The following is a 16,200-nucleotide window of genomic DNA, read 5'->3' on the forward strand; positions in this document are numbered from 1 at the left end:
TAATACGAATAAATGCTATGGACCAAATCCTATTCTGGCTGGTTCCAGCCGCTTCTATTATGGCACTTTGTTTTGCCTGGTATTTCCATCGTCAGATGATGAAAGAGAGTGAGGGTACGCCTCAGATGATTAAGATTGCCGCTGCTGTGCGCAAAGGTGCTATGTCTTACCTTCGTCAACAATACAAGATTGTGGGCTGGGTATTTCTGGGGCTGGTTATCCTTTTCTCCATTATGGCATACGGTTTCGGAGTGCAGAACTCCTGGGTGCCGATTGCTTTCCTTACCGGAGGATTCTTTTCCGGACTTTCCGGCTTTTTGGGTATGAAGACGGCCACCTACGCATCGGCTCGCACTGCCAATGCGGCACGCACATCGCTGAATGCCGGACTACGCGTGGCTTTCCGTAGCGGTGCGGTGATGGGACTGGTAGTGGTTGGCCTTGGCTTGCTTGATATATCTTTCTGGTATCTGTTGCTGAATGCTGTAATTCCGGAAGATGTAATGACTCCCACCCATAAACTCTGCATCATTACCACTACCATGCTGACTTTCGGTATGGGCGCTTCCACGCAGGCATTGTTTGCACGCGTAGGTGGCGGTATCTATACAAAAGCTGCCGATGTAGGTGCCGACCTTGTGGGAAAGGTGGAAGCCGGTATTCCCGAAGACGACCCGCGTAATCCTGCCACGATTGCGGATAATGTAGGCGACAATGTAGGCGACGTGGCAGGTATGGGGGCTGATTTGTACGAAAGTTATTGCGGTTCTATCCTTGCTACGGCTGCCCTCGGTGCTGCGGCTTTTATCCACTCGGGTGATACGCTGATGCAGTTCAAGGCCGTAATCGCTCCGATGCTGATTGCAGCCGTCGGAATATTGCTTTCCATTATCGGTATCTTCTCCGTGCGTACCAAAGAGAATGCGAAGATGAAGGACTTGCTGAACTCACTGGCTTTCGGTACTAATCTCAGCTCTATTTTGATAGTTGTCGCCACTTTCTTTATCCTGTGGTTGCTGAAGTTGGACAACTGGCTGTGGATTTCCTGCTCCGTGATAGTGGGTTTGATAGTAGGTATCATCATCGGGCGGTCTACGGAGTACTATACTTCCCAATCCTACCGTCCTACCCAAAAGCTGAGTGAAAGCGGAAAGACCGGTCCGGCGACAGTCATAATTTCCGGTATAGGCTTGGGAATGCTTTCTACGGCTATTCCGGTGATTGCCGTGGTGATAGGTATCATTGCTTCTTATCTCTTTGCTTCGGGCTTCGACTTCTCTAATGTGGGTCTGGGGCTCTATGGTATTGGCATTGCCGCAGTAGGTATGCTTTCTACATTGGGCATCACGCTTGCTACAGATGCTTACGGACCGATAGCTGACAACGCGGGTGGCAATGCGGAAATGTCCGGTCTGGGTGAAGAGGTGCGTAAGCGTACCGATGCGCTTGACTCCTTGGGCAATACTACAGCCGCTACGGGCAAAGGCTTTGCCATCGGTTCTGCCGCTTTGACGGGATTGGCTTTGCTGGCCTCTTATGTCGAGGAAATCCGTATCGGGCTGACCCGCCTCGGGACTACCGAACTGTCGCTTCCTCATGGCGATGCCGTGGCTCTTCAAGATGCCACTTTCTTCGACTTTATGCATCACTACGATGTGACGCTGATGAATCCGAAAGTTCTTTCCGGTATGTTTCTGGGCTCGATGATGGCATTTCTTTTCTGTGGATTGACGATGAATGCGGTAGGGCGTGCAGCGGCCCATATGGTAGACGAAGTGCGCCGCCAGTTCCGCGAAATTAAGGGAATCCTTACGGGAGAGACGGAACCTGATTATGAGCGTTGTGTGGCAATCTCGACGAAAGGGGCGCAACGCGAGATGGTGGTTCCGTCACTGATAGCTATCATTGTTCCGATTGCTACGGGACTTATTTTCGGTGTTCCCGGTGTGCTCGGCCTGCTGATTGGCGGATTGAGCAGTGGTTTCGTGCTTGCCATCTTTATGGCAAATGCCGGTGGTGCATGGGATAATGCCAAAAAGTATGTGGAAGAAGGTAACTTTGGCGGCAAAGGCAGTGAAGTCCACAAGGCTACAGTCGTGGGTGACACCGTAGGAGACCCGTTCAAGGACACATCCGGTCCGAGCTTGAATATCCTAATCAAGCTGATGAGCATGGTAGCCATTGTGATGGCAGGGCTTACGGTTGCGTGGAGTCTGTTCTAAAAAGAGTTTTTCCCCGTATCCCACCAAAGGCGGGTGGCGCCGTTATCTGCGCCACCCAGTTTTTCCGTGAGGGTGGCGTATTGTGCCGGGTCGGCAGTGGCGGCGTCCGTCGAGAACGGAAGGCGGCGGATCATGATATCCGTATCAATCACTTTTCCGGTGTTGTTTTGGACCTTGAAAAGTTTGGGGTATCCGGTACGGCGTTGCTCAGCCCATGCCTCATAACTTTCGGGCCAGCATGCCAGCCACTTCTGGGTAATAATCTTTTCGAGTTTCGTCTCTATGTCTGCATCTTCTTCCCATTTGGGGGATATGGTAATCAAGGCTTTCATGTCCTTGCCTACCTTGCCGCCTGAGACTACATCTTTATAATCGGCAGGGGTTTTGTCGCTTTCCAGATATTCGGAAGCACCGGCACAGTCCCACTGTGTAAATGAAGTACTTACCCCGTATTCATAGCATGTGCGGGGATTCTCTTTGGTATAGCCGCGGAGGGCTGCTTCGGCCCTGAGCAGCCAGACTTCCGCCGCACTCATCAATACGGCTCCGGTCTTTTCGCCGATGGTACTTGTGTTGAGGGAAGAGCAAGAACTGTAAATGTTGGCGTCACCGTCTTTCATGGGTAAGCCGATGGGAATGCCTAACAACTGTTTTTGATAACCTTCGAGAAGGGCGGTGTTATACCATTTCTTGCCACGCGGGTCCTCATAACCGTTGACAATGGATTCCATCGAGGCATTCATGTAGACTTCACCCCAACCGGCAACGGCACACAAAGGATTGATATAGTTCTTGCCCATTACAGCGATGGTTTCCCTTGCACCTTCCAGTACACCTTGATTGTCATTCAGTGCTTTGGTTGCTTGGTCTTTGGCAAGTGTTGCATCCACATTGGAGATGCGCATGGCAAGGCGCAAACGTAGTGAGTTGGCAAACTTTAACCACTCCTTCAAGGTCTTGCCGTTGGTCAGCATATCATACTCTTTGAATTTGTTGTTGTCACCGCCCTCGTCCAGGTATTCCCTTATCAATTGCTGCCCTTCGTCCAGGTCTGCAAAGAAGCGTGTATAGGCTTCTTGCTGTCCGTAAACCCGGGGTGTCTCACCCAGTTGATGGTAGACCAGCGGACCGTATGTATCGGTAATGCGGTGCATCAGTTCCACTTTCAAAATTTCGGTAATGCCGAGGTAGCCTTTCAAGTTGTCATTGCCATAAAAGTTCTTTTCTGCCTTCTGCACCTCCGTGTAGACATATCCGTAAGTACATTGCCATGCGGCATTGGTCCAGCCTGAGTTCAGGTTGTAGCAGGCGTTGGATTTCATGAATTTAGGAATAGGGTCCATGAAGTAGCCGGAGAACATGTCATGGTTCAGGGATTGTGTCATCTGCCATACCCAATTTAAGCCTACAGAACCTATATTGAAGTAGATGCCCGACTGTATGGGTTCGAATGGAGCAGTTAGGTTCTGGAAATCTATTTCCTTTTTGTCGTCCGAGAAACCTCCCTTGATTTCGTTGTCGTTCTCAAAACCGCCGGTGCAAGCTGCAAGCAGCAATATGCTATGGCAGAAAAGGAATATGATGCACTTGTTTTTCATAAGGTATTCATTTTAAAAGGTTAATCTTAGGTTAAAGCCGATATTCCGGGTAGTAGGCATGCCAAACACGTCTACTCCTTGATTGTTGTTGCCTACGGACATTACTGCATCGGGGTCGAACGGTGCTTCCTTCTTTAAGAAACACAAGTTGCGCGCTGCCAATGATACGTCGATTCCCTTTATGAATCTACTGTTTTCCAGTATCGTTTTCGGGAAAGAATAGCTCAGTGATACTTCACGGAGTCTGATGCAGGTTGCGTCGTACATATAATATTCGGAGATGGCATTTCTGCCGCCTACTGCGCTGTAAAATGCTCTCGGGTCGTTGAACTTCTGTCCCTGGTATTCTACATATCCCCGGGTGCGGGCATCTTCGGTGACTTTGGTCACGCCGTTGGCATCCAACTCAGACTGTGTCAGTGACATGACTTCGCCGCCAAAGCGGAAATCTATCAGGAAATAGAGCTCCAGGTCCTTGTAGGTAAGTGTGTTGCTCCATCCCATCGTGAAGTCAGGATTGGCATTCCCAAGCAAATCCTTGTTTCCGGTATTTCCCAAAGGCCTTTTGCTGGTTTCATCAACCATGATGCTGCCATCCTCGTTACGGCGGAAAGCATTTCCATAAATATCCCCCAGGCTGCCTCCTTCTTTGACGCGCATCTGATAGCCTGCGTTGAAACCTTCTTCGTAGTAGGAAAATTCTGGATAGTCAGGATGCAGGGTCACTACTTTGTTCTTGTTGGCGGACATGTTGATGAGACTCTTCCACGAAAAGTTTCTGTATAGTAGCGGAGTGGCGTCTACCGTCAGTTCAAAACCCTGGTTACGTATTTTTCCGGCATTGACATACCGGTATTTATAGGTGGAGCCCGTAGGATTGTCCATTCTCAACAACTGGTTCTTGGTATTGGTCTGATACCAAGTGAAGTCTATTCCGAAGCGGTGATGGAAGAAGCGCCATTCTGTACCGAATTCGATGGAGCTGCTGATTTCCGGTTTCAGGTCACCGCGCTGTTCTACGGTATTTACATTGATACTGCCGCCTACCATGATGATGTCTACCGGATTGGTGATTCCTATCGGGAGGTCATTACCGACTTCCGCCCATGAAGCGCGCACTTTTGCAAAACTTATCCATTTGGGCAGGGAGCAGGTTTTGTTAAGAATCCAGGTAGCTCCTATGGAGGGATAGAAGAATCCGGTATTCTTGCTGTCTGTGTGGGCTAATGTGGATGACCAGTCGTTACGTGCGGTAATGTCCAAGTATAGTAGTCCTTTCCAGCCCCACTGCATGGTGGCAAATACTGATTGGAGCGTGCGTTTGCTGTCGATGCTCTGGTTTACGGCTGCTTTGGAGTCCATCACTACATTGGGGACGGTAAATACATTCGGTTTGTAGAGGGAAGCAAGCCTTGAGTCTATCGTCAGTGAATTGACTTTACTCATGTTGATGCTGGCTCCCAGTGCCGTATTGAGGGAAAAGTCATCAAATTCCTTGTTGAACAAGACCATTGCGTCACCGTAGACTTGGATTTCCTGGCTGTCCGACCAGATGTAACGTCCGTTTTCCTTGTCCTCGTATTTGCCGGCGATGTTGGGAGCTGTAGTGGCATACATCTTATTGTCGAATTTATCACTGATATAATCCACATTACCCCGTACCTGCAGGCTGAAGTAGTCCGTAATGTGCAGATTGGCTCTGGCCGATGCCACAGCGCGATAACGCTTGTAGCCACTGAGCACGCGGTTTTTCAGCCAGTAGGGATTCTGTCCCCATTCACTGACGGTACCATCTCCATTCTTTTCAATCCAGTTTTGTGTCATCATATTGCGGTCGGCATTCCACGTTTCAAAGTTTTCTCTGTAAGTGCTCATGTCTACGCCACGTGGGAAACTGTACAAGCTGACCAGCGGATTCAGATAATAGCCGCCGGTAGCAGGGGAGTTCTTGACGGTTTGGGTCATTAGTGTTGCAATGCCGTCCAGTTTCAGCTTGTTGTTGAAGAGGCTGGCCGTTTCGTGTAGGTTCAGGTTATTCTTCTGTAGTTTGTTATTGTCCACAATTCCTTTAGCCGTGGTGTTGGCGTATGAGAAATAAGTTTGTACCTTTTCATTTCCGGTAGTGATAGCCAGCGAATTGAAAGTGGTGATGCCATTGCTGAAGAACTCGCCTATATTGTCATAGTCCGTTACATTGCCTTTTGTACCCCAGCTTGCCGTACCGCCATCTTCGTTCCGGCCGTATGTATTTTGGAATTCGGGGGTACTGATGGCGTGACTTACGGTCAGGTTGGAGGAGAATGTAACGCGCTGCAGTCCGGCCTTTCCCTTTTTAGTGGTGATCAGAATGACGCCATTAGCTGCCTGCGAACCATAAAGCGCGGCGGCAGAAGAACCTTTCAGGATGTTGATGCTTTCTATGTCGTCCGGATTCAAGTTGGAAATCCCGTCACCGGCATCACGGTTCAATCCATCGTAGTTACCGCCGATTACGGTGGAGGTGGATTCTGTTGAGCTGTTCAGCATAGGAACACCGTCAATTACGTACAAGGGCTGGTTGTTGCCGCTGGCAAATGCAGAGCGTGCACCGCGAATGACGACTTTGGCAGAACCTCCTAAATTGGCGGTTTTATTGATTTGTACTCCGGCCGTCTTTCCTGCCAGTGTATTAATCATGTTCGGCTCTTTGGCACGGGTCAGCTCATTGCTGCTTATCTGTTGGGTAGAATAGGTCAATGAGGACATTTTCTTCTGGATACCCATGGCGGTTACCACTACTTGCTCCAGGGCGAGGTTCTTTTCTTCCATCCGGATGTGGAGATTATTTCTACCGTTCAGGGCAATGGTTTGCGGTTCATAACTGATGTAGGATACGACAATAGTGGCATAAGGAGGGATATTCATACTAAATTCTCCTTCGGTATTGGTGATAACACCATTGGCGGTCCCTTTTTCAAGAATGTTGGCACCGATAATCGGTTCGCCTTTGGAGTCCGTCACCTTTCCTCTTACAGTAGCCATTTCCTGCAGAGTGTCTGTCTTATCCTCAGCACTCCTGCTGTTTTTGGTTAAAACGATGTTTTTGCCTTCCATCACATACTTGATGTCTGTCCCTTTGAACATTTGGTCAAGTACTTCGGAAACAGTTTGGTTGCTTGCATTGATGTCGACGGTACGGCGTACATCGACGTTCTGTTTGTTATATACAAATAAGTATTCTGTTTGCGATTCAATTTGCTCGAGAACTTGCCCTACCCTCAGCTGGGCATTTTGAATGCTGACCCTGGCATTCTGAGAGTAGCAGTTCCCGCTGTACACCTGAAATATAACAAGCAGGAGAAGGAATAATGTGATTTTCATAGGTTTGCAATAATTGCTTAAAATCTAATTTTTTTAGATAAAAAAGCCTCATCAACAAAATTTTTCTCATATCTTTGTCACTGTGTTAAGTTAATAAATTGATTAAGGTCGATTTTTGACTGTTTCGGATCGGAAAGTATGGGGGTACTTTCCGATCTTTTTTTCTTACTCATATATAACAATTGAATCCTTTTCTTCGTTGATGCGGAACTTGAAAGGATGGTCTTTCGAGATGGTCCGCAGTATATGTTCGATGCCGTCCTGCTCTCTGAACTTGCCGGTAAAGCTGCCGTAGTTCAGCAGTTGAGGACTGGCAACGGTTATCTTTACATTATAGTATTTCTCCAGTCTACCGAGGATACCGCTGAATGGAGCGTCGTCAAAACAGTATAGTCCCTCTTTCCAGCGTAGATATTCATAGGAAGGAAGGACGGCCTTTCTACATTTTCCGTTTTCATTGAGAAATACCTCGTCTTTCTGCAACCTGGTGATTATCTGGCTGCTGTTGGCCGGATAGATATCGACGATACCTTCCACCAATGTGGTTCCGAACTCATGGCTCCCACTGTAGGCACAGACGTTGAAACTCGTTCCTACAACTTTTACCTTGTTCGTTTCTGTATGTACATAGAATGGGATATTCTTGTTTTTGGCTACTTCAAAGTAGGCCTCTCCGTCCAACTCCACATTTCGTTCGTTGCGTCCGAAGTTGGCGGCATATTTCATGGTGGACTTGGAGTTCAGCCATACGCGTGTTCCATCGGCGAGGGTAATTTGGGCCCGTTGTCCGGCAGGCACAGTGACTGTTTGCAACTGCACCTCCTTGTTATATAAAAAGTCGGAGGTGATGAAATAACCGGCAATGGCGACAATGGTGACGGCGGCTATACGGGCCGCCCAGCGGAGCATCGGCATGATGCGCACCGTTTTCTTTTCATTGTTTCCCTGCTTGTCCGAGAACAAGGAAATGTCGTATATCATGCGCTCTTTCAGGAAGATGTTCCGGTTTTCATCCGAGGCGTCTATCCAGTCGAGTATCATCTTTTCTTCTTCAACGGAAGTAATACCTTTGAAATATTTATATAATAGCTCTTGGTTCATTGTCAATAATTTATTTCTTTTCTAAAACGTGCTCTTTTTACCTTTTGTATATATAACCGGAAAGTGGGCGGTAACCCTATTCCGTAGAAGCATTTTTTAGGATATTAATATTATGAGTATGGTAACAAGATAATCTTTCAGTCTCAGCCGGAGAATCCGCAGCACTTTGGTGATGTGTGCCTCTACGGTTTTAAGTGATATGTCCAGACTATCGGCAATCTGCTTGTTTGCCAGGTTCTGGTATCGGCTCAACATGAATATCTTCCGGCTTTGCTCGGGCATTTCCTGTAAGGTCTTATTTACGATATGCTGTATTTCCGTGTTGAATATCTGGTCCGGTTCGCAGGCTTTCAAGGTGGAGATGCGTAAGTCCAGTTCGCGCAGGTTGTGGCTGCTGATGGTTTCTTCCGCTCGCAGACGCACCTGCTTGTGCTCGAGTACGTGCAGGGCTTTGTTCTTTATGATGGTCAGCAGCAGGGCATGCAGGTTACTGTTTTCTTCCCAGCGGTCTCGGTTTTCCCATAAGGCAATCATGGATTCCATCACAACGTCTTCCGCTTCTGCTTTATCCCTGAGATAAGAATAAGCAAAAGCCAAAAACTTTTCTTGGTTTTCCTGGAAAAAGCGTGAGAAAAGATTCATAGTATGTAGGCTCCTTAAACCGGACATTAATTGAGGTTCTTTATGGAATATAAGGCTTTACATAGCAAAAAAACATAATCTTTTTGGAATATGCAAGCATTATGCCTTGTTTTTTCAGAGCCATTTCTGGCAGTATTGACAAAAAGAAAGCCTGATGGGGTTCCACCAGGCTTTATATACTTAAAGAATAAGAGATTTCTTATTTCTTTTCCGGTCTTTCTTGTCTTTCCGGTCTCGGAAGCAATACTTTGCGTGACAGCTTAAATTTTCCGGTCTTCGGGTCGATGTCGAGAAGTTTTACGTCAATTTCATCACCTTCCTTGATACCGGCTTCTTCTACTGTTTCCAGACGTTTCCAGTCGATTTCGGAGATATGGAGCAAGCCGTCCTTACCCGGCAGGAATTCAACGAATGCACCGTAAGGCATAATGGAGCGTACCTTGCCTTTGTAGACTTCGCCTACTTCGGGGACAGCTACAATCCCTTTGATGATACGCATAGCATCATCGATGCTCTTCTTGTTGGTACCGGCGATTTCGATTCTACCGATGTTGTCCACTTCTTCAATAGTAATGGTAGCACCGGTTTCTTCCTGCATACCTTGGATAATCTTTCCACCAGGGCCGATGACAGCACCGATGAATTCCTTGGGAATGGTCATTGTCTCGATACGCGGAGCGTGAGGTTTCAGGTCTTCGCGAGGCTCGGCAATGCACTCGGTGATTTTGCCCAAGATATATTCGCGGCCTTCTTTAGCCTGCAGCAATGCCTTTTCGAGGATTTCGTATGACAGACCGTCCACTTTGATGTCCATCTGAGTGGCGGTGATACCGTCTTTTGTTCCGGTCACCTTGAAGTCCATGTCGCCCAAGTGGTCCTCATCACCGAGGATATCGGACAATACGGCATATTTGTCTTCGCCTGCATTCTTAATCAATCCCATGGCGATACCTGATACCGGTTTCTTGATTTTCACACCTGCATCCATCAATGCCAGAGTTCCGGCACATACGGTAGCCATGGAAGAAGAACCGTTTGATTCGAGGATATCGGATACCACGCGTACTACATACGGATAGTTTGCAGGAATCTGACCCTTCAATGCACGCCATGCCAGATGGCCGTGGCCGATTTCACGACGGCCTACACCGCGCTGTGCCTTGGCTTCGCCCGTAGAGAACGGAGGGAAGTTGTAGTGCAGAAGGAAACGTTCTTTTCCGTGTTCCAATACGTCGTCGATAATCTTCTCGTCCAACTTGGTGCCTAAAGTCACAGTAGACAAAGACTGTGTTTCGCCACGTGTAAAGATAGCGGAACCGTGAGGGCCGGGCAGGTAGCTGGTCTCACACCAGATAGGACGGATTTCGGTCGTCTTACGTCCGTCAAGGCGCTTGCCTTCGTCCAGAATGGAACGGCGCATCGCCTCTTTTTCCACATCGTGATAGTAACGGTCGATGAGGGCTGCCTTTTCTTCCAGTTCTTCTTCGGAGAACTGTGCCTTGAATTCTTCGCGGATGGCATCGAAAGCATCCATGCGTTCGTGCTTGTTCTTGTTTCCGGAAGCGGCAATGGCATAAGCCTTGTCGTAGCAAGCGTCGTGAACGGCCTTACGGAGTTCTTCGTCGTTCACTTCGTGGCAATATTCGCGTTTCACGGTAGAGCCTACTTCTTCTGCCAGTTCCATCTGTGCCTTGCACTGAATCTTAATGGCTTCGTGTGCGGCCTTCATCGCTTCCAGCAAGTCCTGCTCGGAAACCTCGTCCATTTCGCCTTCCACCATCATGATGTTTTCATAAGTGGCGCCCACCATCAAGTCCATATCGGCTTGTTCTAGTTGTTCGAAGGTAGGGTTGATGACGAATTGTCCGTTGATGCGTGCTACGCGTACTTCGGAAATAGGTCCGTTGAAGGGGATATCTGAAACTGCAAGTGCGGCAGAAGCTGCGAGTCCGGCCAGAGCGTCGGGCATATCTACGCCGTCTGCTGAGAAAAGAATGATGTTTACGTATACCTCTGCATGGAAATTATCAGGGAATAAGGGGCGGAGAGCACGGTCAACGAGGCGGCAAGTGAGGATTTCGTAGTCAGAAGCGCGTCCTTCGCGCTTTGTGAAACCGCCGGGGAAACGTCCGAATGCGGAGAATTTTTCTTTGTACTCTACCTGTAATGGCATGAAATCTGTTCCGGGAACTGCGTCCTTGGCGGCACAAACAGTAGCTAAAAGCATGGTGTTGCCCATACGAAGCATTACAGAACCGTCTGCCTGTTTTGCCAGCTTTCCCGTTTCGAGCGTGATGGTTCTGCCATCAGGAAGCTCGATCGTCTTAACAATTGGGTTAATCATAAAAAATGTTTTATATCTAATTTTCTTTCAAAATTCGTGCAAAGATACATAATTTATTCATGTAAAATGGTGGGAATGAGATAAAAAGTTTGTATTTAGTTGTTTTTTGCAGTTTTCTATATGGAAGAACGAGGGAAAATGCTTTGACTGAACTTGAAAAGAAGTATATTTGCAGGCACGTTTGCAAAACAAAACTGAAGATACGATATGAAGAAAATCTTTTTTATGGCACTTGCTGCAATAGCATTGGGTGCATGTAATTCCGAACCGAAATTCAAAGTAGAGGGTGAAGTGTCTGGTGCCGACGGCAAGATGCTTTATTTGGAAGCCTCGGCATTGGAAGGTATTGTTCCTTTGGATTCTGTAAAACTGGAAGGGGATGGCTCTTTCCACTTCAAGCAGGTACGTCCGGTGTCTCCGGAATTTTACCGTCTGCGGGTAGACGACAAGGTTATTAATTTCTCGGTAGATTCGACGGAAACGGTTTTGGTAAAGGCACCTTATACCGATTTCGCCACTGCCTATACAGTGGAAGGTTCTCCGAATAGCTCGAAGATAAAGGACTTGACGCTGAAGCTGATGAAGCTTCAGGATAATGTGAATGCATTGCTGCAGTCGGTGCAGGCACATAAGATAGGTGCCGATGTTTTTGAGGACAGTCTTGCCTCTTTATTGAAGAACTATAAGGATGAAGTGAAAATCAGCTATATTTTTGCCGCTCCCAATACGGCTGCTGCCTATTTCGCCTTGTTCCAGAAGTTGAATAATTATTTGATTTTCGACCCTCTGAACAATAAGGAAGACATTAAGTGTTTTGCAGCCGTGGCAACCAGCCTAAACAATTATTATCCGGATGCCGACCGCTCCAAGAACCTCTACAATATTGTGATAAAGGGAATGAAGAATACCCGTACTCCGCAGCAGAAGGTGGTGGAAATCCCCGAAGAGGCAATTTCCGAAACCGGCATCATCGACATTAACCTGCGTGACATGAAGGGCAATACACGTAAGTTGAGCGAACTGAAGGGCAAGGCTGTTATTGTGGACTTCACTGTTTATCAGAGTGCCGTTTCTGCTACACATAATTATATGTTGCGCGACTTGTACGACAAGTATGCCGCCCAGGGATTGGAAATCTATCAGGTTTCTCTGGATGCAGACGAGCACTATTGGAAAACAACTGCCGACAATCTACCTTGGATTTGTGTGCGCGACGGCAATGGAATTTATTCGTCTATAGCGGCTTCTTATAATGTGAAGAATGTGCCTTCTGTGTTCCTGGTCAACAAGAACAATGAGTTGAGTGCCCGTGGAGAGAGCATTAAAGACCTGGAGGCGGCAGTGAAAGCATTGCTGTAACATGTTATAAATAAGAAGTTTTCGTTTAAATATGTTACAAAGCAGCCTTTTATGCTTGACACGCATTGTATAAAAGGCTATCTTTGCAAAGGAAAATCGGAAAGAGGGTTCCAGCATGCTGACCATGTTGGAATTCTTTTTTGTTTATAGTACCATTAAAAACTAACATAACATTTAAGGAGGAAAAAGTATGGCTTATATGTCAGAAGACGGCTACAAGAAATTGATGGCCGAATTGAAACACCTGGAGACGGTGGAACGTCCCAAAATATCGGCTGCCATTGCCGAAGCGCGTGACAAAGGTGATTTGTCGGAAAATGCAGAGTATGACGCTGCCAAGGAAGCTCAAGGTATGCTTGAGATGAAAATTAACAACTTGAAGCTGACCATTGCCGACGCTAAGATTATTGATGAGTCGAAGTTGAAAACCGATTCTGTACAGATTCTCAATAAGGTAGAGCTTAAGAACGTGAAGAATGGCATGAAGATGGTTTATACTATCGTTTCCGAAAGTGAAGCCAATCTGAAGGAAGGAAAGATTTCCGTCAATACTCCGATTGCACAAGGTCTGCTTGGCAAGAAAGTAGGTGACATCGCAGAAATTAAAGTTCCGCAGGGCATGATTAACCTGGAAGTAGTGAACATATCCTTTTAAAGGAAGGCAGGTCCGCATACGGGCTTGCCTTATTTTATAATTTATAGCTATGGCAACAATATTCAGTAGAATTATCGCAGGTGAAATACCTTGCTACAAGGTGGCGGAGGATGACAGATTCTTTGCGTTCCTTGACATCAATCCGTTGGTAAAAGGTCATACATTGGTCATTCCCAAGCAGGAAGTGGATTATATCTTCGATTTGAACGATGAGGATTTGGCGGCGATGCATGTTTTCGCCAAGAGAGTGGCACTTGCCATCGGCAAGGCCTTTCCGTGTAGAAAGGTAGGAGAAGCGGTATTGGGGCTGGAAGTGCCTCATGCGCACATACATTTGATTCCTATGCAGAACGAAAAAGATATGCTTTTCTCCAATCCCAAACTGAAACTGACGGACGAAGAATTCAAGGCTGTGGCAGAAGCTATCCGTGCAGTGCTTTAATCGGTTTATTTTCCTCCCCTAAATAAACGGAAGCGGGAGTTGGACTTCATCCAGCTCCCGCTATTTTTTTGCCTTCGGCACCTATCCTTTAATTTTTAATTTAAATGTATTCCTCTCCCAGTTTTATCTGGGCATCATTCACATATTTGCGGATGGTATGTTCTTCATCTTTCTTGCAAATCAGTAATACATTGTCCGACTCGGCTATGAGATAACCTTCCAAACCGTCGATAACTGCAAGTTTGTTGTCGGGCAGCACCACGATATTGTCTTTGCTATTATAGATGAGGGATTTACATTTTAAGGCTACATTGCCTGCTTCATCTTTGGGAGACAAATCATACAAAGACCCCCAGGTTCCTAAATCAGACCAGCCGAAATCGCCTAATGACACATATACATTGTCTGCCTTTTCCATGATGCCGAAGTCTATGGAGACATTGGGGCAAGCAGGGAAGTTCTCATCAATGAATTGTTTCTCTTGGACTGTTCCATACACATCTTTGCCGGGGGCCAGTTTGGAAGTCAGCTCGGGCAGCAGGGCTTCGTTTGCCTTGATGATGGTATTTACGTTCCACATGAACAGACCAGAGTTCCAATAGAATTCTCCACTTTCCACGAATACTTTTGCCAGTTCCAGTTCGGGCTTTTCAGTGAAGGTTTTTACCTTGTAGAAATTATCACCGGCGGCTTCGACTATTTGTATATAGCCATATCCGGTTTCCGGACGGTTGGGCTTGATGCCGAGTGTCAGCAGATTGTCCGATTGGGAAACGAAGTCCAGCCCTTTTTCGATAGCTGCCAGAAATTCGCCTTCCTTCAGGATTAAGTGGTCCGAAGGAGCTACCACTATATTGGCGTTCGGATTCAAGGCGCGGATATGATAGGAAGCCCACGCAATGCAGGGGGCTGTATTCCTGCGTGTCGGCTCCAGTAGAATCTGTTCGGGTTTAAGTTCGGGAAGCTGTTCTTTTACAAGGTCGGCATACAAGTCATTTGTTACGATAAGTATATTTTCCATGGGGATTACCTGCTTGAAGCGGTCGAAGGTTTGCTGCAGCAAGGAACGTCCTGTACCGAAGAAATCCAGAAACTGTTTTGGAAGTGTCTTGCGGCTGAATGGCCAGAAACGGCTGCCGATTCCTCCGCCCATAATTACACAGAAATTATCCTTATTGGTTACCATGCTATTGATTTTAAAAGTTTCTGCTAATGTACTGCATATTTTACAAACAAGGAATGATTCAAGCAGGTTTTATCGTTTTTTTCGCCTTTTTTTAGGAAAAGTATTGCAGGTTTAGAAAAAAGCTGTATCTTTGCACCGCATTTGAGAAGTCAAACATGCCCAGATGGCGGAATCGGTAGACGCGCTGGTCTCAAACACCAGTGGATTCACTTCCATCCCGGTTCGACCCCGGGTCTGGGTACGAAATAAAGAAGCGGGGAAAGTTTTAATGCTTTTCCCGCTTTCTTTTTATACTTATCTTTTATGCCCTTTGCTCATGGGAACAGATATCTGGCAAGAGATAGAAGTACTGAATCAAGAATTTGTGAGGCTTGGTATCAGTCAGTCGGTAGACTATGAAAAGTACTACCTCTATTCGCTTATTACCCATTCTACTGCTATTGAGGGCTCTACACTTACCGAATTGGATACCCAGTTGCTTTTTGATGAGGGGGTAACAGCCAAAGGAAAGCCGTTGGTCTATCATCTGATGAATGAGGATTTGAAGAAGGCATACGAACTCGCCAAAGAAGAAAGTGCACAAAATGCGGAAATTACGCCTGTTTTCTTACAAAAATTGAATGCTGCTCTAATGCGTACTACTGGGAGTGTATATAATGTAATGGGCGGTTCTTTTGATTCTTCTAAAGGTGAATTTCGTTTGTGCGGCGTTACTGCTGGGGTGGGCGGGTGTTCTTATATGAGCTATCCTAAAGTTCCCGCTAAAGTAGAAGAACTTTGTTCTATATTGAGAGAAAAGCAAAAGAATATGGAAACATTTCGGGAACGATATGAATTGAGTTTCAATGCTCATCTCAATTTGGTAACCGTTCATCCGTGGGTAGATGGCAATGGGAGAACGGCTCGTTTGTTGATGAACTATATCCAGTTCTGCCATCATCTTTTTCCGACGAAAATCTTTAAAGAAGATAGGGGCGACTATATTCTTTCTTTGCGGCAGTCGCAAGAAGATGAGAACAGTCAGCCTTTCTTGGACTTTATGGCAGCGCAGCTGAAAAAATCATTTGCGTCAGAGATTGAGAAATACAATACTGGACGTAAAAAAGGTTTTAATCTCATGTTTTGAAAAGCGACGATTCCTTCCTGATAAGCTCATATAGGCATTAGCTGATTGTGCTGTATCATCCTTTTGTATTGGGTTATTCTCAAAATATTCTCTTCTCGGCATTAAATACAAAATAATGGGTGTAAAATGCAAATTTATTTCGTAGATACTGTTTTCGCATTTATT

The 16,200-nt window shown here is 46.5% G+C and carries 11 protein-coding genes and 1 tRNA gene; 6 read left to right on the forward strand and 6 right to left on the reverse strand.

Going from position 1 to position 16,200, the window contains the following annotated elements:
• The first annotated feature begins 17 nt into the window (after positions 1-17).
• Positions 18-2,222, forward strand: coding sequence for a sodium-translocating pyrophosphatase (locus tag DWZ03_RS09180; protein ID WP_044468114.1), 2,205 nt, complete (start codon positions 18-20; stop codon positions 2,220-2,222).
• Here the strand turns inward: DWZ03_RS09180 and DWZ03_RS09185 are convergent.
• From DWZ03_RS09185 to pnp, 5 genes are all read right to left on the reverse strand, one after another.
• Positions 2,219-3,820, reverse strand: a complete 1,602-nt coding sequence (locus DWZ03_RS09185; protein WP_120129690.1) for a SusD/RagB family nutrient-binding outer membrane lipoprotein — start codon at positions 3,818-3,820, stop codon at positions 2,219-2,221. The two genes, DWZ03_RS09180 and DWZ03_RS09185, sit on opposite strands and share 4 nt — an antisense overlap.
• A 12-nt stretch (positions 3,821-3,832) precedes the next feature.
• Positions 3,833-7,180 (reverse strand): SusC/RagA family TonB-linked outer membrane protein, encoded by a 3,348-nt coding sequence (locus DWZ03_RS09190; RefSeq protein ID WP_120129693.1) that lies wholly within the window; start codon positions 7,178-7,180, stop codon positions 3,833-3,835.
• Between the two features lie 165 nt (positions 7,181-7,345).
• Entirely contained in the window at positions 7,346-8,281 is a 936-nt protein-coding gene (locus DWZ03_RS09195; RefSeq protein ID WP_005833683.1) for a FecR family protein, read from the reverse strand.
• A gap of 96 nt (positions 8,282-8,377) precedes the next feature.
• On the reverse strand, positions 8,378-8,950 hold the full coding sequence (locus DWZ03_RS09200) for an RNA polymerase sigma-70 factor (protein WP_005833682.1): 573 nt from the start codon (positions 8,948-8,950) through the stop codon (positions 8,378-8,380).
• Between the two features lie 172 nt (positions 8,951-9,122).
• A complete protein-coding gene (gene pnp, locus DWZ03_RS09205; RefSeq protein ID WP_005824386.1) occupies positions 9,123-11,267 on the reverse strand; it encodes a polyribonucleotide nucleotidyltransferase in 2,145 nt (714 codons plus the stop codon).
• Positions 11,268-11,474: 207 nt separating this feature from the next.
• Between pnp and DWZ03_RS09210 the strand changes: the two genes are divergently transcribed.
• The 3 genes from DWZ03_RS09210 (at position 11,475) to DWZ03_RS09220 (ending at position 13,723) form a co-directional block, all read left to right on the forward strand.
• Positions 11,475-12,626 carry a thioredoxin-like domain-containing protein gene (locus tag DWZ03_RS09210; protein WP_044468761.1) on the forward strand — a complete coding sequence of 384 codons (1,152 nt, stop codon included), beginning with the start codon at positions 11,475-11,477 and terminating at the stop codon, positions 12,624-12,626.
• A 190-nt stretch (positions 12,627-12,816) separates the two neighbouring features.
• Positions 12,817-13,281, forward strand: a complete 465-nt coding sequence (greA, locus tag DWZ03_RS09215; RefSeq protein ID WP_005824394.1) for a transcription elongation factor GreA — start codon at positions 12,817-12,819, stop codon at positions 13,279-13,281.
• Positions 13,282-13,330: 49 nt separating this feature from the next.
• A complete protein-coding gene (locus tag DWZ03_RS09220; protein WP_005824396.1) occupies positions 13,331-13,723 on the forward strand; it encodes an HIT family protein in 393 nt (130 codons plus the stop codon).
• Between the two features lie 100 nt (positions 13,724-13,823).
• Here the strand turns inward: DWZ03_RS09220 and DWZ03_RS09225 are convergent, their stop codons facing one another.
• Positions 13,824-14,909 (reverse strand): mannose-1-phosphate guanylyltransferase, encoded by a 1,086-nt coding sequence (locus DWZ03_RS09225; RefSeq protein WP_120129696.1) that lies wholly within the window; start codon positions 14,907-14,909, stop codon positions 13,824-13,826.
• A gap of 157 nt (positions 14,910-15,066) precedes the next feature.
• On the opposite strand from DWZ03_RS09225, the gene DWZ03_RS09230 reads away from it, so the two are divergent.
• Together DWZ03_RS09230 and DWZ03_RS09235 are read left to right on the forward strand one after the other, a co-directional pair.
• Positions 15,067-15,150, forward strand: a tRNA-Leu gene (locus tag DWZ03_RS09230).
• A gap of 75 nt (positions 15,151-15,225) precedes the next feature.
• Positions 15,226-16,035 (forward strand): Fic family protein, encoded by an 810-nt coding sequence (locus tag DWZ03_RS09235; protein ID WP_034525383.1) that lies wholly within the window; start codon positions 15,226-15,228, stop codon positions 16,033-16,035.
• Positions 16,036-16,200 lie beyond the last annotated feature (165 nt).

The sequence above is a fragment of the Bacteroides sp. AF29-11 genome (assembly GCF_003602895.1).
Lineage (GTDB): Bacteria > Bacteroidota > Bacteroidia > Bacteroidales > Bacteroidaceae > Bacteroides > Bacteroides uniformis.